The sequence below is a fragment of the Delftia sp. WSY_22 genome, from assembly GCF_043104185.1.
GTDB classification, from domain to species: Bacteria; Pseudomonadota; Gammaproteobacteria; order Burkholderiales; family Burkholderiaceae_C; genus Comamonas; species Comamonas tsuruhatensis.
Map to the genome: position 1 here is coordinate 256569 of NZ_JBICKN010000059.1, position 21227 is coordinate 277795.

Genomic DNA, 21227 nt, shown 5'->3' on the forward strand with positions numbered 1-21227 from the left:
TTACAGCGAGCGCGCGATTTCCTTGATCTCGAACACTTCGAGCACGTCGCCTTCGCGAATGTCGTTGTAGTTCTTGAGCTTGATACCGCACTCGAAGCCTTCCTTGACTTCCTTGACGTCGTCCTTCAGGCGCTTGAGCGATTCGATCTCGCCCGTGTAGATGACCACGTTCTCGCGCAGCAGGCGGAAATGCGCATTGCGCGTAACCTGGCCTTGCGTGATGTACGAGCCAGCCACGGTGCCGATCTTCGACGCCACGAACACGGTACGGATCTCGGCCATGCCGATGATCTCTTCCTTGCGCTCGGGAGCCAGCATGCCGGACATCGCTGCCTTCACCTCTTCGACGGCGTCGTAGATGATGTTGTAGTAGCGCAGGTCCACATCGTTGCTCTCGGCCGTCTTGCGCGCCTGGGCATCGGCCCGGACGTTGAAGCCGATGATGATGGCCTTGGAGGCCAGCGCCAGGTTCACGTCGGACTCGCTGATGCCGCCCACGCCCGAGTAGACCAGCTGCACGCGGATCTCTTCGGTGGAGAGCTTGAGCAGCGATGCGCCCAGTGCTTCCTGCGAGCCCTGCATGTCGGCCTTGACGATGATGGGCAGGGTCTGGACCTCGCCCGCACCCATTTCGGCGAACATGTTCTCGAGCTTGGCAGCCTGCTGGCGAGCCAGCTTGGTGTTGCGGAACTTGCCGGCGCGGTAGGTCGCGATTTCGCGAGCGCGGCGCTCGTCCTGCAGCACCATGAAGTCGTCGCCGGCCTGGGGCACGTCGGACAGACCCTGGATTTCCACCGGGATGGAGGGGCCAGCGGACTTGGTCTGCTTGCCGTCTTCGTCCAGCATGGCGCGCACGCGGCCGTAGGTCTGGCCTGCCAGCACCACGTCGCCCACCTTCAGCGTGCCGGACTGCACCAGCACCGTGGCCACGGGGCCGCGGCCCTTGTCCAGCTGCGCTTCGATGACCAGGCCCTTGGCAGCGGCTTCCACGGGAGCGGTCAGCTCCAGCACTTCGGCCTGCAGCAGGACCTGTTCCAGCAGCTCGTCAATGCCCTGGCCGGTCTTGGACGACACGGCGATGAACGGGGACTCGCCGCCGTACTCTTCGGGCACCACCTGCTCGGCCACCAGGCCTTGCTTGACGCGGTCGAGGTTGGCATCGGGCTTGTCGGCCTTGGTGATGGCAACCACGATGGGCACACCCGCCGCCTTCGCGTGCTTGATGGCTTCCTTGGTCTGGGGCATCACGCCGTCGTCGGCAGCGCACACCAGGATGACGATGTCGGTGGCCTGTGCACCACGGGCACGCATGGCCGTGAAGGCCTCGTGGCCCGGGGTGTCCAGGAAGGTGACGATGCCGCGGGGCGTCGTCACATGGTAGGCACCGATGTGCTGGGTGATGCCGCCGGCTTCGCCCGACGCAACCTTGGTGCGGCGGATGTAGTCCAGCAGCGAGGTCTTGCCGTGGTCCACGTGGCCCATGACGGTGACCACGGGGGCGCGCGACTCCTGGGCAGCTTCCTGCTGGGACACTTCCTCGGCCGTGAAGGCTTCGGGATCGTCCAGCGCAGCGACCTTGGCGGTGTGGCCCATTTCCTCGACCACGATCATGGCCGTGTCCTGGTCCAGGGGCTGGTTGATGGTGACCATCTGGCCCATCTTCATCAGCACCTTGATCAGCTCGGATGCCTTGACCGACATCTTGTGCGCCAGCTCGGCCACGGTGATGGTCTCGGGCACGTGCACTTCGATGGCGCGGAATTCCGTTGCCGCGCTCTGGTGCTGTCCGTCATTGCGGTCATTGCCACGACGCCCGCCACGCGGGCCGCCGCGCCAGTTGGAACGGCCGCCCACGCCACCGGAGCTGTCGCCACGGGTCTTGATTTCCTTCTTCTTGCCATCGCCGGCCCAGCTCGAGGAGAGCTTGGCGGACTTGACTTCCTTGCCGGCGCCGGCAGGCGCGCGCGCACCGGCTCCGCCGGCGGTCGTGCCAGCGGGCTTGTGCAGCGTGGTCTTCTTGGCATCGGCGGCAGCAGGCGCTGCAGGCTTTGCCACGGGCTTGGGCTCTTCGGGCTTCTTGGCCACGAGCACCTTCTTGGGCGCGGCCATCATGGCGCGAATGGCTTCGGCTTCGGCCAGCGCCTTGCGGCGGCGGTCTTCCAGATCCTTGGCGCGTTCGGCTTCCTCGGCCGCACGGGCCTTGGACTCTTCCTCGGCCTTGGCGCGTGCCGCGAGCTGGGCTTCGGCGCGCGCTATCTGGCCGGCAGCCTGCTCGCGCGAGGCTTCCTGCTTAGCGCGGTTGGCCTCGACAATCTTTGCGGCTTCGGCAGCCGCATAGGCGGCTGCGCGCTCTTCGGCTTCGCGCTCGCGCTGTTGGACTAGCTCGCGCTCTTCGCGCTCACGGCGTTGCTGTGCCAATTCTTCCTCCTCCCGGCCGATCATTTCGGCCTGGCGACGTGCTTCCCCTTCGCGGCGCACCAATTCCTGAGATTCGCGCTCCGACGCCGCGCGCTGCTCCTGGGCAGCCGCAACGGCAGCGGGGTCGGAGGCGCCTTCGGCGGCCTCGTCGCGCTTGACGAAGGTGCGCTTCTTGCGCACTTCCACCTGGATGGTGCGGGCGCGGCCCGACGAATCGGCCTGCTTGATCTCGCTGGTGGACCGTTTGGTCAGCGTGATCTTCTTGGCGCCACTTCCGTGGCTGGCCTGCAGATGGCTGAGCAGTTGCTGCTTGTCGCCGTCGGTCAACGCATCCGATGCGTTGTCCTTGGCGACGCCTGCAGCCTTGAGCTGCTGCAGCAACGTGTCAGGGGTCTTGTTGAGCTCTTTTGCAAACTCGGCAACCGTATTACTGGACATAAATGCTCTGAACCTCCCTGACCTTACTCTTGCCCTTCGGTGAACCAGTGCTCACGCGCCTTCATGATCAAAGCCTTCGCTTCTTCCTCGGTCTGCCCGGTCAGCTCGGTCAACTCATCGATGGCCAGATCGGCCAGATCGTCGCGAGTGTGCACATTGGCCTCGGCCAGCTTGTCCACGATCTCCGGAGTCATTCCCTCGAGCGTCAGCAGATCCTGCGACACCTTGCCCACGTTTTCCTCGTGCGCGATTTCCTGCGTCAGCAGGGCATCCTTCGCACGGGTGCGCAGCTCGTTCACCGTCTCTTCGTCGAACGCCTCGATTTCGAGCATTTCCTGCAGCGGCACGTAGGCCACTTCTTCCAGGGTCTCGAAACCTTCCTCGATGAGGATGTTGGCGATTTCCTCGTCCACATCGAGCTTTTCCATGAACAGCTGGCGCGCAACGGCAGACTCGTCCGCCTGCTTTTGCGCAGACTCAGCCGCGTCCATGATGTTGATCTTCCAGCCGGTAAGCTCGGAAGCCAGGCGAACGTTCTGGCCGCCACGGCCGATGGCGATGGCGAGGTTTTCCTCGTCAACCACCACGTCCATGGCGTGCTTTTCCTCGTCCACAACGATGGACGACACATTGGCCGGAGCCAGCGCACCGATCACGAACTGTGCGGGGTCCTCGGACCACAGCACGATGTCCACGCGCTCGCCAGCCAATTCATTGGTGACGGCGTTGACGCGGGTGCCCCGCACGCCGACACAGGTGCCGATGGGATCGACACGCTTGTCATGGCTGAGCACGGCGATCTTGGCGCGGCTGCCGGCATCGCGAGCGCAGCTCTTGATCTCCAGCAGGCCCTGCTCGATCTCGGGCACTTCGTTGCGGAACAGCTCGACCATGAACTCCGGCGCCGAACGCGACAGGATGATGGGCGCGCCGCGCAGCGTGGCGTCCACTTCCATGATCATGGCCCGCACGCGGTCGCCGTTGCGCAGGTTTTCCTTGGGGATCATTTCGCTGCGGCGCAGGCGTCCTTCGACACGGCCGGCCTCGACGATGATGTCGCCCTTGTCCATGCGCTTGACGGTGCCCGTGAAGATCCGGTCGCCGCGCGACAGGAACTCGTTGAGCAGCATTTCGCGCTCGGCATCGCGGATCTTTTGCAGGATGACCTGCTTGGCCGCCATCGCACCGATGCGGCCGATGGGCACCGACTCGATCTCTTCCTCGATGTACTCGCCTTCGGAGATGCCGGGGACGCGGTCCTGTGCGTCCATCAGCATTTCTTCGGCATCGGGGTTTTGCAGGCCCGCATCATCGGGCACCACCAGCCAGCGGCGGAAGGTGTCGTAGTTACCGCTGTCGCGATCGATGGCCACGCGGATGTCCACTTCACCTTGGTACAGCTTCTTGGTGGCTTGGGCCAGGGCCGATTCCACTGCACCGAACACCAAATCGCGCTCCACGTTCTTTTCGCGCGAAATGGCTTCTACCAACATCAACAATTCGCGATTCATGCGACGACTCTCCTATTTCAATCACGCAGAAAGGGGATGGCAATGCCCTTCTGCCCCAATGATTCGACGTACCCTGCCCGCTCCGATCAGACCGGCTTGGCAGAACGCCCCTTGAAATCCACAAGGGGAGCCAGACGCGCCTCGCGCAGCTCCTCCAGCGTGAAACCCAGCGCCTGCAGGGGCGCGGGAACACGCTTCTTGCTGACCCTCTGGCCAGGCTTGACGGGTGGCTCGTCGCTCCAGACGATCTGCCAGCCACCACCTTCGGCACGCTCCAGCGTGCCGCGGAATTTCTTGCGATTGGCGCTGACCTGCCCTTCAGCGGCAGCGCCGATGGGCTCCTTGAGGGTCAGGTCGATGACTTCCCCGACAAAGCGGATGAAGTCCTGCTCATGCCGCAGGGGGCGGTCGATGCCCGGGGAGGAGACCTCGAGGCGCGTGTAATCCGTGCCATCGACCTCCAGCGCGAACTGCAGCTGGCGCGTGATCTTCTCGCAGTCCTCGACTGTCACGAACTGCTCCGGCACCACCGGCTCGCCCTCCACCGGGGGCTGCCAAGGCAAATCAATTGTGACGCGCAACAGCCCGCCTGCCGAGCGTTCTATTTCCACCAGGTCATAGCCCAGACCTGTCACGGTTTGTTCAACGATTTGCTGTAGTGCCACGTGTAATTAAATTCAATCCTGCAAACACAAAAGACCCGGAACGCCCCTGGAACCTTGGCAGCAGCCATGTCCCAACAGCGCCGAGCCCCATGGCAATCCCTAAGGTCGCCCGAAGATCGCCCAAAAAAAAGGGCGGTTGGTACCCGCCCGTTTGGTCGTGAATATGCCATTGTATCCGCAAACGACCTTCAGGCCAAGTTCGCGCCGTACAAATACAGGCGCTGGCAGGCACTGCGCAAGGCAGCCCAGACCAGGGCGGACACCCCTCCGCCGGAGGCTCAGGCGCCCACGCGCTCAAGCGCCTGCGCCGACTGAAGCCGCCGCAAAAGGGCCTGCGCTTCGGCGGGGTCGGCCGGGGCCGCGCCAGGGTCCTGGGCCAATGACTGCAGCATGCGCGCCACAACGCCCGGCTGGGGCAGCACCGGCCCCAGAAAGCGCGCGCGCTCGCCGTCAGCGATCAGCACAGAGGGAAAGGTTTCGATGTCCAGGTCCCCGGCCACATCCTCGCGGTCCTCGACATCAAGCCAGACGAAGTGCATCTGCGGGAACTGGGTGGCCAGCTCCGCAAACGCGCTCCGGTACTGGTTGCAAACGCCGCACCATTGCGCACACAGGCAAACCACCCACCAGGGGCTGGCTGCCGCGCTGTCGTCCGGCAGCTTGCCGGCCATTGAATCCATGGAAAACCTCTCAGAAACCACGCCCTTCCCGGGCGCGATAAACCTCCATGGTACCGATTTCCGCCGCCTTGTTGCCCCAGGCATTGCGCACATAGCTGGCCACGGCGGCCACCTGTGCGTCAGACAGCACATGGCCAAAGGGCGGCATGCCATGCGGCTGCGGCTGTTGCCGCGTGGACGGGGGATAGCCACCGTCCAGCAGCACCAGCAGCAGGTTGCGCGGCTCGGCCATGGTCACGGAAGCATTGCCGGCCAGCGCAGGAAACGCGCCCGGTGTTCCCTGGCCCTGCGCACCATGGCAGACCGCGCACTGCCGTTCGTACACGGCCCGCCCCAAGGCCATCTGCCCAGGCTGCACAGCCTTGATGGCGCCGTGCCCGTCTGTGCCGGCAGCTGGGGCAGCAGCACCCCGCTCCTGCAGATAGGAAGCCAGCGCCTGCAGATCCTGTGGCTGCCAGTGCTGGGTGCTGCGCGCCACGACTTCGGCCATGGGGCCCAGTGCCGAGCCTGAAGGGCCAGACCCCGTCTGCAGCAACTGCACCCAGGCGGACTCCTGGCCGGCACGCACACCCGCCTCGCCGGGATCGAGCAGCGAAGGCGCATACCAGGACTGCCCTGCCACAAAGCCGCCGGACATGGCCTGGCCGGAGGCACCCAGGCCATTGCGCGGCGCATGGCAGGCCGCGCAATGGCCCAGCCCCTGGGCAAGATAGGCGCCGCGATTCCAGGCCGGGGCCTTCCCTGGCTGGTCCTGCCAATCCTTCGGCGAGAAGAACAGCGCCCGCCAGACGGCCAGCGACCCCTGCCAGCCATAGGGAAAGTCCAGCGCATGCGGCGGCGTCTGCGCGCGCACGGCGGGCAGGCTTTGCAGATAGGCGAACAAGGCGTCCGAATCGGCGCGCGTCACGCGGGTGTAGCTGTCATACGGGAAGGCGGGATACAGCAGGCGCCCACCACGCGAGCGCCCGTTGTGCAGCGCACGCCAGAAGTCCTGCGCCGACCACAGTCCCAAGCCCGTCTCCTTGTCGGAGGTGAGATTGCTGGTGTACAGCGTGCCGAACGCGGTGGGCAAGCCCCGCCCGCCCGCATATTCGGCACCGCCCGCCGCCGTGTGGCAGCCAGCGCAGTTGCCTACCCGCGCAAGGTAGGCGCCGCGCTCGACCAGGGCGGCCCGTGTTTCGGTCGATCCCGACCAGCCGCCGTGGCCATAGGCATGAACCCCCTGCTCCCCCCGCAGGTTGAGCCAGACCAGCAGCAGCCCCACCAGGACCAGGGCCAGGACCACAAGAGCCAGCAGGGGCCACCGCCCGCGTACGCTCGCGCTGGCCGGATTTTCCACTTGGACACTCATGGCCTGCCCTCCTGACCGCCCACAGCGGCCACCGCACCGCAGCGCAGCGGCAAGGAGCGCGCCAAGGCCTCGCGCCCTCCCGGCGTCGCCGATGCAGGCCGCGACGACAGCCATGCCGTGACGGCCACGACTTCCTGCGGCGTCAGCGCCTTGGCCACCTGGTCCATGCAATCGGGAGCGGCCGCCTGGCGCTGGCCCGAGCGCCAGGCGCCTATCTGGCTGTTGAGATAGTCGCGTGACAGGCCCAGCAGACCCGGGATATCGTCGCCCGCGCCCATGAGCCGCTGGCCATGGCAGGCAGCACAGGCGGGCAGGCCCCGCTGCGCGTCGCCCTGCAGCACCAGCTGCTCGCCACGCGCGAGGTCGGCGGGCGGCAGCTGCGCCGGCACGGGCGGCGCATAGGGCAGCTCAAGGCTTGCGAAATGCACGGCGATCTGGCGCAGATAGTCGTCCGACATGAATTCGATCAGCCGGTTCATGGCCGGATAGCTGCGGCGCCCCTGCTGGAAATTCTTGAGCTGGCGGTAAAGATAGCCCGCAGGCTTGCCCGCAATGCGAGGAAAGTAGCCGCTGGGTGTGGCCCGTCCCTCGGGACCATGGCAAGCCGTGCAGGCCAGCACCCTGGACGCCATGGAGCCCACATCGGGCAAAGGCGCACTGACCACGGCGGGGGGCAGGTCCGCCATCGGCACGCCCGGTGCCGGCTGGGCGGACTGCGCCATCACGCCGCATGCACAGGCCGCCAGCCATGCGCCCAGCAAGCTCCTTGCCCCCTTGACGCCTGAAAGCCCTGTCCCGTACCGCCATCGCCTGCCATGTGCCATGTCCGACGCCTCCTTTTGCGTCCTGCCGACGCGCGAATGTAGTAAACCCGTCACAAGATGCCAGTCCAGCAGGAAAAGGCCCATCGGTTGAGACCCTGCCATGACCGGGCTATGCTGGCTTCTGGCTTGTCCAGAACATCGCCCGCAAGGGCTGGAGGACGGAAATTCATGGAATACAAGGACTACTACCGCATCCTGGCCGTGGACCGGCAGGCCAGTGCTGACGAGATCAAGAAGGCCTACCGCAAGCTGGCGCGCAAGTACCACCCGGACATCAGCAAGGAAGCGGATGCCTCGCAACGCATGGCCGAGATCAATGAAGCCAACGCCGTGCTGTCCGATCCCGAAAAGCGTGCCGCCTACGACGCGCTGGCCGATGCGCCCCGCCGCAGCGCAGGCGCCGGCGGATTCCAGCCGCCACCGGACTGGGAAGGTCAGGACTTCCACTTTCGCAGCGGCGATGGCGCCATGCCGGACGGCGATGCGGATTTCAGCGAATTCTTCTCGCAGATGTTCGGCCAGGGCGCCCGCGCGCGCCATGCGGGCGGCGGGCAGCACCGACCTCCACCCGACCTGCGGGGGCAGGACCAGCACGCCAGCATCGAGCTGGACCTGCTGGACAGCTACCACGGCGCCCAGCGCAGCCTGCACCTGCGCAGCACGGTGCTGGATGAGGACGGGCGGCCGGTGGCGCGGGACAAGGAATTGCAGGTCAGCATTCCCAAGGGCGTGCGCGAGGGCCAGATGATCCGCCTGGCAGGCCAGGGCGGCCAGGGCCTGGGCAAGGGTCCAGCAGGCGACCTGCTGCTGCAGGTGCATCTGCGCCACGACCCGCGCTGGTGGGCCGAGGGCAAGGATGTCTATCAGCCCATCGCGCTCGCGCCCTGGGAAGCCGCGCTGGGCGGCACGGTCCGTCTCGCCACGATTGCCGGCGAATTCGATGTCGGCATCCCTGCCGGCAGCCGCGCAGGCCGCAAGCTGCGGATCAAGGGCAAGGGCTTGCCCGCCGCCACGCCAGGCGATCTGTATCTGGTGCTGGGCATCAGCCTGCCGGAGCCGCAGACCGACGCCCAGCGAAAGGCCTATGAGGCACTGGCCCAGGCCTTCCCCTCATTCGATGCCCGCCAGCACGGCACGGGCCAAGGAGCCTCGCGATGAGCACGCCGCTGTATCCCTTCTACGAACCTGCAGAACTGCTGGATGAAGGCGCACTGGATCTGCACGATCTCGCCCGCCACTGCCAGCGCAACACCGCCTGGGTGGTGGAGCGCGTGCAGACCGGGGTGCTGTACTGCGAGAACGAGCCGGCCGGCGACGCGGCCGACGCGCAGGCACAGTGGCGCTTCAGCAGCCACATGCTGGTGCGTGCGCGCCGCATAGCCCATCTGGAGCACAGCTTCGATGCCGACCCTCAACTGGCCGCGCTGACGGCGGACCTGATCGAGGAAGTGCAGATGCTGCGCCGCAAGCTCCAGGCACTGCAGCACTGAGCGCATTCGCCCCAAAAGCAAAAGCCCTCTTTCGAGGGCTCTTGCTTTCAGAACGCGGCCGCAGCAGGCATGCATGCGGCCCGCCGTGCTCAGCGGTGACGCTTGCCGGGGTTCTTCTTGGTATGGGTGTGGGCGCCACGGGCGCGGCTCACGCGCTGGCCACGGCCGGGCGTCGGCAGGGTGACGCCGTTGGGCAGGGGAGGCTGGGGAGTGAACTTGCGGTCGGCTTCGGTAACGATCTTGTTGCCCATGGCATTTCCTTCTTCAAAAAAATGAGAACGCGCAATTAGGCCATAGACCTGCAGGCCCGCGCATAAAAAAACACATGGCCTGCTCCGGCATAGGGAAAGTTCCTGCGTTGCGCAGCCCGCACAGCCGCAGTTCCGGCAGCGCCGGCCTACACCGCGGCCCGGCGTTCTGTCCTAAAGTAGGAGCACGCTGCCAAGCGCACATGATGCCCCTGGCATGCGCTCTGCCTGAACACGGAGTTCCGCACGATGTCACCCCGCCAACCACGCACAGAAGTCACCACCCCGTCCACACCCCGCCCTGCCTGGGTTCGGCCCGCGGCAGGCCTGGCTGGGCTTGCCGTCGGGGCCGCTGCAGCCGCCTTGCTTTGGAAGGGCCTGCGCAACCCGCCCATTCCTGCCACAGTGGAGCCCGTACGCGGCTGGGACATCCAGCGCTACATGGGCCGCTGGTACGAGGTGGCCCGCATAGACCACCGCTTCGAAAAAGGCCTGGAGCGCACCCAGGCCGAATACACGCCGCTTCCCGATGGAAGCGTGCATGTGCTGAACCGGGGCTACGACGCAGGCCGCCGGCGCTGGAAGTCCGCTGAAGGCAAGGCCCGCACGGTGCATGGCCCCGGCGTTGCGGCGCTCAAGGTCTCGTTCTTCGGACCGTTCTACGGCGGCTACAACGTGGTGGCCCTGGATGCCGACTACCGCTGGGCCATGGTGGTCGGCTCGGACCTGCGCTATTTCTGGATTCTTTCGCGCACCCCTGAACTGCCCGATGGCGTGGCAGCGCGCCTGCTGGCCCAGGCCCGGCTGCTGGGCGTGCCCGTGGACAAGGTGCAGTGGATTCTTCAGGACGGGGTCAATCCCACAGGCAGCTGGTAGCGGCCCGGCGGCAGGCCGGCGAACTCAGAACCCTTCGGGCATGCCGTCACCCGAAAAGCCAGCAGCCTCCACCAGCCGCTGCGTATAGGCCTCACGCGGCGCGCCCAGCACCTGGGCCACGGGGCCGGATTCGACGATGGCACCATCCTTCATCACCACCACGTCATGGGCCATGGCGCGGATCACGTCCACATCGTGCGTGATGAGCAGATAGGCCAGGCCACGTTCGCGCTGCAGCCGCTGCAGCAGGCCCAGCACCTGCTGCTGAATGGTCACATCCAGCGCACTGGTGGGCTCGTCAAGCACCAGCACTTCAGGCTCCAGCACCAGGGCACGCGCAATGGCGATACGCTGGCGCTGGCCCCCGGAGAACTCATGCGGATAGCGATCGAGCAGACCGGGGAACTGCTCATCCGTCAGCCCGACGGCAGACAGCATGTCCACGACGCGGTCACGGCGCTGCCGCCCCGTGAGCGCCGGGGCGTGCACGCGCAGGCCCTCGCCAACGATCTGCTCCAGCGTCAGTCGTGGCGACAGCGATGAATACGGGTCCTGGAACACCACTTGCACCTTGCGCCGCAGCGCAAGATTGGCCGGCGAGTTGCGCGTGGCCGGCTGCCTCCAGGCCTGGCCAGCGATGCGCAGCTGGCCTTCATGCGGCAGCAGGCCCAGCACGGCCTGGGCCAGCGTGGACTTGCCCGAGCCCGACTCCCCGACCACACCCACGGTGCGCCCGGGCATCAGGTCCAGGTCGGCGGACTGCACGGCAACAAAACGCCCCTGGCCAAACCAGCCGCGCACGCCCGTCAACGGCACCGGGTAGCTGACCTTGAGGCCCTGCGCATGGACCAGCGGCTCGGGAGCCGCCCCCGGTGTACCGGCCTGCGCCTCGACCAGATCGCGGCGCGGCACACTGGCCAGCAGCTTGCGCGTGTAGGCATGGCGCGGAGCTGCCATGACCGCCGGCACCTCGCCCTGCTCCACCAGTTGCCCGCGCTCCATCACCGCCACGCGATCGGCAAAGCGCCGCACCAGGTGCAGGTCGTGGGTGATCATCAGCACGGCCATGCCGGTCTGGCGTTGCAGGTCATCGAGCAATTGCAGGATCTGTCCGCGCAGCGTGACGTCGAGCGCCGTGGTCGGCTCATCGGCCAGCAGCAGGCGCGGGCTGCTGGCCAGTGCCATGGCGATCATGGCGCGCTGACGCTGGCCGCCGCTGAGCTGATGCGGAAAGGCGCGGGCACGGCGCACGGGCTCGGCAATGCCCGTAGTCGCCAGCAGTTCGGCCGCCTGGGCCAGGGACTGCGCCCGCGTCAGCCCCTGCTTGAGGCGCAGCACCTCGCCCACTTGTTCGCCCACGGTCATCAGCGGATTGAGCGCCGTCATGGGCTCCTGGAAGATCATGGCCACGTCGCCGCCGCGCACGGCCCGCATCTCGCGCACGGGCAGGCGCAGGAGGTCGCGGCCGTCGAAAAGCGCCTGCCCGCCCAGCTGGGCGTCACCGGCCAGCCGCAGCAGGGACAGCGCCGTGATGGTCTTGCCCGAACCGGACTCACCCACCAGCGCCAGCTTCTCACCGGCCGCCAGATCGAAGCTCACGCCGTGCACCACGTCCTTGCTGCCAAAGCGCACGCGCAGGTTGCGCACAGACAGCAGCGTCCGGCCGCGACCGGGGGCGGAAGGCATGTCCATTGCCGGCTGCTCTGCGTTCATGCGGCGTCCTTCGCATCAACGGCCGGGGCTGCATCGGTGGCAGCGGCCTTGCGCGGGTCCAGGGCATCGCGCAGCGCATCGCCCATGAAGGTCAGCAGCAGCAGCGTCACCACCAGCACCGCAAAGGTAGACAGCGAGATCCACCAGGCATCGATGCTGTTCTTGCCCTGGCTCAGCAGCTCGCCCAGGCTGGGCGTATCGGGGGGAACGCCCAGGCCCAGGAAATCAAGCGAAGTCAGCGCCAGGATGGCTGCACTCATGCGAAACGGCAAAAAGGTGACCACGGGCGTCATGCTGTTGGGCAGCAGATGGCGCCAGATCAGCGCGCCATTGCCCACGCCCAGCGCACGCGCCGACTTCACGTAGTCGAGCTGGCGGTTGCGCAGGAATTCGGCCCGCACATAGTCCGACAGCCCCATCCAGCCGAACAGCGACAGCAGCACCAGCAGCAGCGAGACGCTGGGCGCCAACACCGCGCTGAAGATGATCAGCAGATACAGCTCGGGCATGGAGCCCCAGATCTCGATGAAGCGCTGAAACGCCAGATCGGTCCTGCCGCCGAAAAAGCCCTGGATGGCCCCCGTCACCACGCCCAGCACCACGCCGGAGGCCGTCAGCGCCAGCGCAAACAGCACGCTCACGCGAAAGCCGTAGATCAGTTGCGCCAGCAGATCGCGCCCGCGATCATCCGTGCCCAGCAGGTTCTCGCGCGAGGGCGGCGCCGGATTGGGCAAGCTCGCAAAGTAGTTGAGCGCCTGCGGTCCGTAGGGATTGAGCGTGTACAGCGCCCAGTTGCCACCCTGGCTCAGGCGATCCCGGATGTAGGGATCCAGATAGTCGGCCGCCGTCTCGAAGTCGCCGCCGAAGGTCTTCTCGGAATAATCGTTCCACAGCGGCCAGTAGGTCTGGCCTTCGTAGCGCACCACCAGGGGCCGGTCGTTGCTGATCAGCTCGGCGCCCAGGCTCAGCACCACCATCACGCAAAAAGCGACCAGGCTCCAATATCCCAGCCGATTGCGCCTGAAACGTAGCCAGGCCCGCCGCGCCGGCGAAACCGCCGCCGCCGCCAGCGGTGCAGGCGCCCCAGCCCCTGGCAGCCCCGTTCCAGAAACCACAACGGATTGCATTTCAGTGTCCATGTCGCTCCAGGAAACGAAGCCCGGCGCCACGCGCCGCCCGTCCGCCCCCCGCGATACAGGGCGCCGTGCATACCGGGCAAGCCGCGAAGCGGCTCGGAAGGTACCTAGTCAAACCGTACACGCGGATCCACCCACACATAACAAAGATCGCTGACCAGCTTGGTCACCAGGCCGATCAGCGTGAACAGGTACAGCGTGCCTAGCACCACGGGATAGTCGCGCCGTATCACGCTGTCATAGCTGAGCAGGCCCAGGCCGTCCAGCGAGAACAGCGTTTCTATCAGCAGCGAGCCCGTGAAGAAGGCACCGATGAAGGCGGCCGGAAAGCCGGTGACGATGGGAATCAGCGCATTGCGCAGCACATGCCGATAAAGCACCTGCCGCTCCGACAGGCCCTTGGCGCGGGCTGTCAGCACATATTGCTTGCGGATCTCTTCCAGAAAGGCATTCTTGGTGAGCATGGCGGTGATGGCGAAGCTGCCCGCCACCATGGCCGTGACCGGCAGCGCGATATGCCATAGATAGTCCACGATGCGCGCGCCCCAGGACAGCTCATCCCAGTTGGCCGAGGTCAGGCCGCGCAGCGGAAACCATTGCAGCTGCCCGCCGAAGATCACCAGCAGCGCCACGCCCAGCACAAAGCCCGGAATCGCATAGCCCACCAGGATCAGCAGCGTGGTGAAGAAGTCGAAACGCGAGCCGGCACGCACGGCCTTGGCAATGCCCAGGGGCACGGCCACGAGGTAGCTGATGAAAAAGGTCCACAGGCCCAGGCTGGCCGAGACCGGCAGCTTCTCCTTGATCAGCTGCCAGACATCCTTGTTCTGAAAGAAACTGCGCCCCAGATCGAACCGCGCGAACTGCCCGAGCATCTGGAAGAAGCGCTCATGGGCCGGCTTGTCAAACCCGTAGAGGGCCTTGATCTGCTCTATGCGCTGGGGGTCCACCCCCTGGTTGCCACGGTAGGCCAGGCCACCGCCTTCGCCGCCACGGCCCACGCTGGCCTTGGCTTCGGCAAGGTACTGCTCCACCGGGCCACCGGGCACGAACTGCACGACCACGAAGGTCAGCAGCAGCACGCCCAGCAGGGTCGGCACCATCAGCAGCAAGCGTTTGAGTATGTAGGCCCACATAAGAAGTCCTGCATTATGTCGATTGCCGGGGGGCACCCCGGCCCGGGAGCGTGCCCATCATGCAACGGATCGCAACGATGCGGCGGCAGCGCCCGCTCATGGAGGCGGCGCGGTCAGCACCGGCATGCGGGCCCACCAGGTATCCATGGCCCAGCTCTCGCCCTTCGCGTAGGCGGGAACCACGGCGGGCCGCACCAGCCGCCAGGAGTCGTAGACCATGCGGTGCGTTCCCGCGCTCCACTGCGGAATCAGGTAGTGTCCATGCGCGATGACACGCTCCAGTGCGTGGCACGCGGGCAACAGCTGCGCCTCGGTCTTGGCCTCGGTCATGCGCCGGATCAAGGCATCGACGGCGGGATTCTTGACTCCGGGAAAATTGCCCGAGCCGTCCGTGTCCGCCGCCCGACTGCCGAACAGGTCGGCGAATTCCTGGCCCGGGTTGTTCGTGCCCTGGTAGGCAATGGAGATGATGTCGTAGTCGAACTTCTCCACGCGCTGCTGGTACAGCGCGAAGTCCGCCGAACGAAAGCGCAGCCGTATGCCCAGCTTTTCCAGATTGCGTATCCAGGGCGAGACCTGGCGTATGCCCGACTCGCTGCTGTCCAGGTACTCCAGCTCCATGGCCTGGCCCCGCGCATTGCGCAGCACGCCATCCTGAATGGTCCAGCCGGCATCGGCCAGCAATTGCCGCGCCTGGCGCAGGTTGGCACGCAGCGAGTTGTTGCCATCGGTGCGCGGCGGCTCGGCCATGGGGCCGAAAGCCTCCGGCGGAATGCTCTTGCGCAAGGGCTCCATGAGCGCCAGCTCCTCTGGCGAGGGCTCGCCATGGGTCTCGCAGGCCGTGTTGCCGAACAGCCCGCGCACGCGCTGGTAGGAGCCGTAGAACATCTGCCGGTTCATCCATTCGTAGTCCAGGGCCAGGTCCAGCGCACGGCGAACGCGCACGTCCTGCAGCAAAGGGCGCCGGGTGTTGAGCACATAGCTCTGGAACCCCGAGGGCAGCTTGTTGCTGAATTCGCCCTTGACCAGCTCGCCCCGATCGAAGCGCTTGCCGTACAGGCGCCGCGCCCAGTCGCCGGCGCTGTAAAAACGCATCAGGTCGAACTCGCCGGCCTTCAGCGCTTCCAGCTTCGCCGTGTTGTCGCGGTAGATCTTGACGGAGATGCGGTCGAAATTGGCCGTGCCCACGCGCGCGGGCAGATCGCGCCCCCAGTAGTCCGGGTCGCGCACATAGGTGATGTCCTTGCCGAAGCGCACAGGTCCTATCCTGTAGGGCCCACTGCCGATGGGCGTATCCGTCACCACCTGGTCGAAGGGCTTGGGCTTGCCGTTTTCCATGCCCCAGTCGCGGCTGAAGACGGGAATGGCGCCCACAACCAGCGGCAGTTCCCGGTTCGGCTGCTTGAAGCGAAAGCGCACCGTGCGTTCATCCAGCACGTCGACCCCCGCCACATCGAAGAACAGCGATCGGTAGCCAGGCAATGCGTGCGGCCCCACCAGCGTGTCATAGCTGAACTTGACATCGGCAGCCAGCACGGGCTTGCCGTTGTGAAAGCGCGCTTGCGGCCGCAGCCGGAACGTGGCCGACAGGCCGTCGGGGGCAGCCTGCACATCCTCTGCCAGCAGTCCGTAGCCCGTGGCGGTCTCGTCCAGCGAGGGCCACAGCAGGGTGTCGAACATCAGTTCGGCCAGATAGGCCGGAGACGATCCCTTGATGGTGAACGGGTTGTACTTGTCAAAGGTGGAGATGCGCAGGTTGCTCACCAGGCGCAGCTCGCCGCCCTTGGGGGCCTTGGCGTTGACATAGTCGAAATGGCTGAAGCCCTCGGCATAGCGGGGCTCTCCCCACAGGGCATAGGCATGCGAGCCCCACGCCGGCACACACGCCGAGGCCAGCAGCAGCGAAGAAATCATCCAATGGCGCATGCGACAATTCTGCACCACGCAGCCAGCCGCCCGCTGGCAAACGCTGACGCGGGGCCCCGCCTTCGCCGCCAGCTGCTGCGCACTTCCACTCACTTCCTCTGGAGAACAACAATGGGCTTTCTCGCCGGTAAAAAACTGCTGATCACGGGCGTTCTGTCCAACCGCTCCATCGCCTACGGCATCGCCAAGGCCTGCCACGCACAGGGCGCGGAGCTGGCGTTCAGCTATGTGGGCGAGCGCTTCAAGGACCGCATCACCGAGTTCGCCGCCGAATTCGACTCCAAGCTGATCTTTGACTGCGACGTGGCCGACGACGCCCAGATCGACAAGCTGTTCGCCGACCTGGGCGCCACCTGGGGCAAGTTCGACGGCTTCGTGCACAGCATCGGCTTCGCGCCGCGCGAGGCCATCGCCGGCAACTTCCTGGAAGGCCTGTCGCGCGAGGGCTTCAAGATCGCGCACGACATCAGCGCCTACAGCTTCCCCGCGATGGCCAAGGCGGCCCTGCCTTACCTCAATGACAAGTCCTCGCTGCTGACGCTGTCGTACCTGGGCGCGCTGCGCTCCATCCCCAACTACAACACCATGGGCCTGGCCAAGGCATCGCTGGAAGCCTCGGTGCGCTACCTGGCCGAGGCCGTGGGCCGCACGGCAGATGGCCGCGCCATCCGCGCCAACGGCATCTCGGCCGGTCCCATCAAGACGCTGGCCGCATCGGGCATCAAGGACTTCGGCAAGCTGCTGGGCCGCGTGGCCGATGCATCGCCGCTGCGCCGCAACGTGACCATCGAGGATGTGGGCAATGTGGCCGCCTTCCTGCTGTCGGACCTGGCCTCGGGCGTGACGGCCGAGATCACCTACGTGGACGGCGGCTTCAGCCAGACTGCAGGCCTGTCGGCCGACCAGGTCTAAGCGGCCACCGCCACCCGACCGGCCCCGCAGGCATTGCCGCCTGCGGGGCTTTTTTTCGCCCGGAACCCACGACTGCGGGTCCTGCCTGCACGCGCAAGGAAATACACATCGGCTTGACTGAGGTCATTTTTGTTTTGAATGAGAATGATTCTCATGAATAATACAATTCTCAGATCAATATCAAGGAATCTCTGAAACCCTCGGAGCCAGCAGAGATGCAAGCAACCCCTGACCTCAGCCTGCCCTCTCCCGTTCCAGCCCCTATCGATGCGGCACAGCCGGCCTCGTCCCGGGTCTTCGACATCGCGGCAACGGCCCTGCCCTCGCGGCTGGCGCACTGATTGCAGGTCTCACCCCCACACGCCTTACGACGCACCGATTTCCCCCGTAGTCCCTGAAAGAAACCACATGAGCAACTACACCCTGCCTCCCCTGAACTACGCCTACGACGCGCTGGAGCCCCATATCGATGCGCAGACCATGGAGATCCACTACACCAAGCACCATCAGGCCTATGTGAACAACCTGAATGCCGCACTCAAGGACACGCCGCACGGCAGCCAGCCCGTGGAGCAGCTGATCGCCGACCTGTCCCTGCTGCCCGAAGGCGTGCGCGGCGCCGTGCGCAACAACGGCGGCGGCCATGCCAACCACAGCCTGTTCTGGACCGTGATGGCCCCGGCAGACCAGGGTGGCGGAGGCGCCCCCTCGGGCGAGCTGGCCCAGGCCATCGACAGGGAGCTGGGGGGCTTCGATGCCTTCAAGGCCACCTTCACCCAGGCCGCGCTCACGCGCTTTGGCAGCGGCTGGGCGTGGCTCGTGGTGGGCAAGGACGGCAAGCTGGCCGTGGAAAGCAGCGGCAACCAGGACAGTCCGCTGATGGCCGGCATCGGCTCCGGAGCCACCCCCATCCTGGGCCTGGACGTGTGGGAACACGCCTACTACCTCAAGTACCAGAATCGCCGCCCCGAATACATCGCGGCGTTCTACAACGTAGTCAGCTGGGCCGAAGTGGCCCGCCGCTACGCCGCAGCCCGCGGCTGATCGGCCAAGCCTGCCCGCCAACGCCCCAACCCATTCCCGACCAGCATGGATCTGCCACAACGCTTCCGCTCCAAGACCAGCGTACGGTCCAACATCCGCCTGTGGATCGGCCTGGCCATCATGATGGCCGGCGCCTGGGCGCTCACCAGCCAGTTCTGGGCCTATGCCCAGAACCATCCGGTGGTCTTCCAGGCCCTGGCCGGCGGCTCGGCAGCCGCGCTGGCGACAGCCCTGGGCACCGTGCCCGTGATGCTGTCCCAGCGCCTGTCCGAGCGCACGCAGGACACCTTGTTCGGCTTTGGCGCCGGCGTCATGCTGGCGGCCTGCGCCTTCTCGCTGATCCTGCCGGGGCTGGAAGCGGTGCGTACGCAGGGCCTGTTTGGGGGCGGGAGCTGGGCGGCAGGCGCTGTCATCGGCACGGCGATCCTGCTGGGCGGCGCGGCGCTCATGCTCATGGACCGGCTGCTGCCGCACGAGCACTTCATCAAGGGCCGCGAAGGCCTGGACCCGCAAGGCGCGCGCAAGCTGCAGCGCACCTGGCTGTTCGTCTTTGCCATTGCCCTGCACAACCTGCCCGAAGGCCTGGCCATCGGCGTGGGCTATGCGGGCAACGACGGACTGCGCGCCAATGCGCTGGCCACAGGCATTGCCATCCAGGATGTGCCCGAGGGCCTGGTGGTCGCCGTGGCCCTGCTGGCTGCGGGCTACAAGCGCAGCTTTGCTGTGGCGCTGGGCATGGCATCGGGCCTGGTGGAGCCGCTGGGCGCCGTGCTGGGCGCAGTCATCGTCAGCGGCTCGGCCGCGCTGCTTCCCTGGGGCCTGGGCTTTGCGGCAGGCGCCATGCTCTTCGTGATCAGCCACGAGATCATTCCCGAGTCGCACCGCAAGGGCCACGAGGCCTTTGCCACGGGCGGCCTCATGCTGGGCTTTGTGCTGATGATGGTGCTGGACACGGCGCTGGGCTGAGTCCGCGCACCGCGCACGCCTGGCTCAGGGCAGCAAGAGCCCCAGCTCCCGCGCCGCCGCCAGCACATGGCGGGCGTGGCGCTCCTCGTAGCGGTGGGCTGGCATGGTCAGTGTCAGTGCCGCTGCCAACTCTCCATCGCGCTTGAAGACCGGGGCAGAAATCCCGGCGATCTCCCGGTGCCTGTCTCCCACCATGGCGCAGTAGCCATCGGCGCGCACGCGGGCCAGCTGCGTGCGGCTGCCGCCGCGCGATGCGGCGTACAGCTCGGCATCGAACGCGGACAGCACCCGCCCGCCCGCGCCCTGCCCCAGCGGCAGCAGATCGCCGGTGCGCGCATGGTCGCGCACGGGATGGGGCGAATCCACGCGGTACAGGCACAGCCGGTCCTGCCCCTGGCGCACGTGGTAGGCCGCACTTTCGCCCGTGGCCTGCACCAGGGTGCGCAGCACGGGCATGACCACGCTGTCCAGCGAGAAATGCCGGGCATAGACGGTGTTCAGCCGCGCCACGGCCGGGCCCACGGCATAGCGGCCATCATCCAGGCGCAACACCCAGCCGCCATGTTCGAGCGAAGCCAGCAGCCGCAGCACGGTGCTCTTGTACAGGCGCGTGCGTTCCGACAGCTGGGCCAGCGTCAGCCCGTCATCTCCGTCGCCAAAGGCGGCCAGCAGGCTCAAGGCCCGGTCCACCGCAGCCACGCCGCCCGGCGCGGCGTTCTCGTCGGCGACCGATTCCGTCACTGATTTGCGAGGCATAAAAAGGCACCCAAGGGAAAACCCCAGGCACGCAGGCTTGACGATGGCGCGTGCAGCAGGGAATATTTCAATAGAGAGAATCAAGTTCTATCTATTAGAACGACTCAAGGAACTGATGTCAACAGGCGAATCCTGCGGTCATCGTCACCAACCACCGGATGTCCCTGCCCATGTCCTCCCACCGTTTTGACGTACTCATCAGCGAAGTCGGCCCGCGCGATGGCCTGCAGTCCGTGGCCTCCACCATGTCCACAGCGCACAAGCTGGCGTGGATCGACGCCCTGGCCCATGCGGGCCTGCAGGAGATCGAGGTCGGCTCCTTCGTCTCGCCCAAGCTGCTGCCCCAGATGGCCGACGCGGCCGAGGTGGTCGCCCACGCCATCACGCTGCCCGGCGTCACCGTGATGGCCCTGGTCCCCAATCTGCTCGGCGCCGAGGCTGCGCTGCGCGCCGGCGTCCACAAGGTCACGCTGCCCGTATCGGCCAGCCCCGCGCACTCCATGGCCAATGTGCGCAAGACCCCCATGCAGATGGTGGACGAGGTGCGGGCCATTGCCGCGCTGCGCGACGAGATCGCACCGCAGGCCCTGATCGAGGCGGGCATCTCCACGGCCTTCGGCTGCACGCTGCAGGGGCTGGTGCCCGAGGACGAAGTGATTGCGCTGGCCCTGGCCTGCGTGGCGGCGGGCGCCGACGAATCGGGCCTGTCCGACACCACGGGCATGGCCAACCCGGCCCAGGTGCGGCGCCTGTTCACACGGCTGCGGGCCGAGCTGGGCGAACAGGCAGGCGCGGCCCACATGCACAATACGCGCGGCCTGGGCCTGGCCAACTGCCTGGCCGCCTACGAGGCTGGCGCGCGCACCTTCGATGCCTCGCTGGCCGGCCTGGGTGGCTGCCCGTACGCGCCCGGTGCCTCGGGCAACGTGGTCACCGAAGACCTGGTCTTCATGTTCGAGGCCATGGGCATCCGCACCGGCGTGGACATCGATCGCCTGATCGCCGCCCGCCAGCCGCTGGCCGCAGGCCTGCCCGGCGAGGAGCTGCACGGCATGACGCCGCTGGCCGGACTGCCCAAGGGCTTTGCGCCCCACCCCTACGCACCGGCCTGAGCCGCGGCGACAACCCATACATTCA

At 66.5% G+C, this 21227-nt stretch carries 20 protein-coding genes; 8 read left to right on the top strand and 12 right to left on the bottom strand.

All coding sequences use genetic code 11. From position 1 onward, the window contains the following. The 6 genes from infB to ACF8NF_RS26895 all read right to left on the bottom strand — a co-directional run bounded on the left by infB (position 1) and on the right by ACF8NF_RS26895 (position 7887). A complete protein-coding gene (gene infB / locus ACF8NF_RS26870; RefSeq protein ID WP_016448884.1) occupies positions 1–2856 on the bottom strand; it encodes a translation initiation factor IF-2 in 2856 nt (951 codons plus the stop codon). 23 nt (positions 2857–2879) lie between these two features. Next, positions 2880–4367: a transcription termination factor NusA gene (nusA, locus tag ACF8NF_RS26875; RefSeq protein ID WP_016448885.1), complete on the bottom strand. Its 1488-nt coding sequence runs from the start codon at positions 4365–4367 to the stop codon at positions 2880–2882. 86 nt (positions 4368–4453) lie between these two features. After that, positions 4454–5032: a ribosome maturation factor RimP gene (rimP, locus tag ACF8NF_RS26880; RefSeq protein WP_026062108.1), complete on the bottom strand. Its 579-nt coding sequence runs from the start codon at positions 5030–5032 to the stop codon at positions 4454–4456. Between the two features lie 278 nt (positions 5033–5310). Further along, positions 5311–5712, bottom strand: a complete 402-nt coding sequence (locus ACF8NF_RS26885) for a thioredoxin family protein (protein WP_016452383.1) — start codon at positions 5710–5712, stop codon at positions 5311–5313. A 10-nt stretch (positions 5713–5722) separates the two neighbouring features. After that, positions 5723–7063: a cytochrome c gene (locus tag ACF8NF_RS26890; RefSeq protein WP_026062106.1), complete on the bottom strand. Its 1341-nt coding sequence runs from the start codon at positions 7061–7063 to the stop codon at positions 5723–5725. Further along, positions 7060–7887: a c-type cytochrome gene (locus ACF8NF_RS26895; RefSeq protein WP_016448889.1), complete on the bottom strand. Its 828-nt coding sequence runs from the start codon at positions 7885–7887 to the stop codon at positions 7060–7062. Before ACF8NF_RS26895 ends, ACF8NF_RS26890 begins: the two co-directional genes overlap by 4 nt. A 168-nt stretch (positions 7888–8055) precedes the next feature. On the opposite strand from ACF8NF_RS26895, the gene ACF8NF_RS26900 reads away from it, so the two are divergent. Beyond that, complete coding sequence (locus tag ACF8NF_RS26900; protein ID WP_016448890.1) at positions 8056–9045, top strand: DnaJ C-terminal domain-containing protein; 990 nt, start codon at positions 8056–8058, stop codon at positions 9043–9045. Further along, the gene (locus ACF8NF_RS26905) at positions 9042–9377 is read left to right on the top strand and encodes a hypothetical protein (protein WP_016448891.1); all 336 of its coding nucleotides are present in this window, start codon (positions 9042–9044) and stop codon (positions 9375–9377) included. Before ACF8NF_RS26900 ends, ACF8NF_RS26905 begins: the two co-directional genes overlap by 4 nt. Before the next feature lie 89 nt (positions 9378–9466). Here ACF8NF_RS26905 and ACF8NF_RS26910 read toward each other — a convergent pair whose 3' ends face one another. Further along, on the bottom strand, positions 9467–9628 hold the full coding sequence (locus tag ACF8NF_RS26910) for a hypothetical protein (protein ID WP_012204826.1): 162 nt from the start codon (positions 9626–9628) through the stop codon (positions 9467–9469). A 246-nt stretch (positions 9629–9874) separates the two neighbouring features. On the opposite strand from ACF8NF_RS26910, the gene ACF8NF_RS26915 reads away from it, so the two are divergent. After that, positions 9875–10501, top strand: a complete 627-nt coding sequence (locus ACF8NF_RS26915; RefSeq protein ID WP_016448892.1) for a lipocalin family protein — start codon at positions 9875–9877, stop codon at positions 10499–10501. Between the two features lie 24 nt (positions 10502–10525). Here the strand turns inward: ACF8NF_RS26915 and ACF8NF_RS26920 are convergent, their stop codons facing one another. The 4 genes from ACF8NF_RS26920 to ACF8NF_RS26935 form a co-directional block, all read right to left on the bottom strand. Continuing rightward, a complete protein-coding gene (locus tag ACF8NF_RS26920; protein ID WP_392451599.1) occupies positions 10526–12214 on the bottom strand; it encodes an ABC transporter ATP-binding protein in 1689 nt (562 codons plus the stop codon). Then, on the bottom strand, positions 12211–13353 hold the full coding sequence (locus ACF8NF_RS26925) for an ABC transporter permease (protein WP_074924285.1): 1143 nt from the start codon (positions 13351–13353) through the stop codon (positions 12211–12213). Before ACF8NF_RS26925 ends, ACF8NF_RS26920 begins: the two co-directional genes overlap by 4 nt. A 104-nt stretch (positions 13354–13457) precedes the next feature. Continuing rightward, on the bottom strand, positions 13458–14486 hold the full coding sequence (locus tag ACF8NF_RS26930) for a microcin C ABC transporter permease YejB (protein WP_016448895.1): 1029 nt from the start codon (positions 14484–14486) through the stop codon (positions 13458–13460). Positions 14487–14582: 96 nt separating this feature from the next. Further along, positions 14583–16412: an extracellular solute-binding protein gene (locus ACF8NF_RS26935; protein WP_034348785.1), complete on the bottom strand. Its 1830-nt coding sequence runs from the start codon at positions 16410–16412 to the stop codon at positions 14583–14585. Between the two features lie 111 nt (positions 16413–16523). On the opposite strand from ACF8NF_RS26935, the gene fabI reads away from it, so the two are divergent. The 4 genes from fabI (at position 16524) to ACF8NF_RS26955 (ending at position 19334) form a co-directional block, all read left to right on the top strand. Continuing rightward, entirely contained in the window at positions 16524–17324 is an 801-nt protein-coding gene (fabI, locus tag ACF8NF_RS26940; protein WP_016448897.1) for an enoyl-ACP reductase FabI, read from the top strand. A gap of 215 nt (positions 17325–17539) precedes the next feature. Then, on the top strand, positions 17540–17665 hold the full coding sequence (locus ACF8NF_RS26945; protein ID WP_392451600.1) for a hypothetical protein: 126 nt from the start codon (positions 17540–17542) through the stop codon (positions 17663–17665). 67 nt (positions 17666–17732) lie between these two features. Next, positions 17733–18368: a superoxide dismutase gene (locus ACF8NF_RS26950; RefSeq protein ID WP_017403997.1), complete on the top strand. Its 636-nt coding sequence runs from the start codon at positions 17733–17735 to the stop codon at positions 18366–18368. A 45-nt stretch (positions 18369–18413) separates the two neighbouring features. Next, the gene (locus ACF8NF_RS26955; protein WP_016452392.1) at positions 18414–19334 is read left to right on the top strand and encodes a ZIP family metal transporter; all 921 of its coding nucleotides are present in this window, start codon (positions 18414–18416) and stop codon (positions 19332–19334) included. A gap of 24 nt (positions 19335–19358) precedes the next feature. Here ACF8NF_RS26955 and ACF8NF_RS26960 read toward each other — a convergent pair whose 3' ends face one another. Further along, positions 19359–20090: an IclR family transcriptional regulator gene (locus ACF8NF_RS26960; RefSeq protein WP_212645950.1), complete on the bottom strand. Its 732-nt coding sequence runs from the start codon at positions 20088–20090 to the stop codon at positions 19359–19361. 158 nt (positions 20091–20248) lie between these two features. Between ACF8NF_RS26960 and ACF8NF_RS26965 the strand changes: the two genes are divergently transcribed. Next, positions 20249–21202: a hydroxymethylglutaryl-CoA lyase gene (locus tag ACF8NF_RS26965; RefSeq protein WP_343739937.1), complete on the top strand. Its 954-nt coding sequence runs from the start codon at positions 20249–20251 to the stop codon at positions 21200–21202. The last annotated feature ends 25 nt before the right edge of the window (positions 21203–21227 follow it).

Bases quoted from the DNA above. Each gene is read 5' to 3' on its own strand.
- infB (WP_016448884.1), bottom strand. From the start codon at position 2,856: ATGTCCAGTAATACGGTTGCCGAGTTTGCAAAAGAGCTCAACAAGACC.
- nusA (WP_016448885.1), bottom strand. From the start codon at position 4,367: ATGAATCGCGAATTGTTGATGTTGGTAGAAGCCATTTCGCGCGAAAAG.
- ACF8NF_RS26885 (WP_016452383.1), bottom strand. From the start codon at position 5,712: ATGGATTCAATGGCCGGCAAGCTGCCGGACGACAGCGCGGCAGCCAGC.
- ACF8NF_RS26890 (WP_026062106.1), bottom strand. From the start codon at position 7,063: ATGAGTGTCCAAGTGGAAAATCCGGCCAGCGCGAGCGTACGCGGGCGG.
- ACF8NF_RS26895 (WP_016448889.1), bottom strand. From the start codon at position 7,887: ATGGCACATGGCAGGCGATGGCGGTACGGGACAGGGCTTTCAGGCGTC.
- ACF8NF_RS26900 (WP_016448890.1), top strand. From the start codon at position 8,056: ATGGAATACAAGGACTACTACCGCATCCTGGCCGTGGACCGGCAGGCC.
- ACF8NF_RS26905 (WP_016448891.1), top strand. From the start codon at position 9,042: ATGAGCACGCCGCTGTATCCCTTCTACGAACCTGCAGAACTGCTGGAT.
- ACF8NF_RS26910 (WP_012204826.1), bottom strand. From the start codon at position 9,628: ATGGGCAACAAGATCGTTACCGAAGCCGACCGCAAGTTCACTCCCCAG.
- ACF8NF_RS26915 (WP_016448892.1), top strand. From the start codon at position 9,875: ATGTCACCCCGCCAACCACGCACAGAAGTCACCACCCCGTCCACACCC.
- ACF8NF_RS26920 (WP_392451599.1), bottom strand. From the start codon at position 12,214: ATGAACGCAGAGCAGCCGGCAATGGACATGCCTTCCGCCCCCGGTCGC.
- ACF8NF_RS26925 (WP_074924285.1), bottom strand. From the start codon at position 13,353: ATGGACACTGAAATGCAATCCGTTGTGGTTTCTGGAACGGGGCTGCCA.
- ACF8NF_RS26930 (WP_016448895.1), bottom strand. From the start codon at position 14,486: ATGTGGGCCTACATACTCAAACGCTTGCTGCTGATGGTGCCGACCCTG.
- ACF8NF_RS26935 (WP_034348785.1), bottom strand. From the start codon at position 16,412: ATGCGCCATTGGATGATTTCTTCGCTGCTGCTGGCCTCGGCGTGTGTG.
- fabI (WP_016448897.1), top strand. From the start codon at position 16,524: ATGGGCTTTCTCGCCGGTAAAAAACTGCTGATCACGGGCGTTCTGTCC.
- ACF8NF_RS26945 (WP_392451600.1), top strand. From the start codon at position 17,540: ATGCAAGCAACCCCTGACCTCAGCCTGCCCTCTCCCGTTCCAGCCCCT.
- ACF8NF_RS26950 (WP_017403997.1), top strand. From the start codon at position 17,733: ATGAGCAACTACACCCTGCCTCCCCTGAACTACGCCTACGACGCGCTG.
- ACF8NF_RS26955 (WP_016452392.1), top strand. From the start codon at position 18,414: ATGGATCTGCCACAACGCTTCCGCTCCAAGACCAGCGTACGGTCCAAC.
- ACF8NF_RS26960 (WP_212645950.1), bottom strand. From the start codon at position 20,090: ATGCCTCGCAAATCAGTGACGGAATCGGTCGCCGACGAGAACGCCGCG.
- ACF8NF_RS26965 (WP_343739937.1), top strand. From the start codon at position 20,249: ATGTCCCTGCCCATGTCCTCCCACCGTTTTGACGTACTCATCAGCGAA.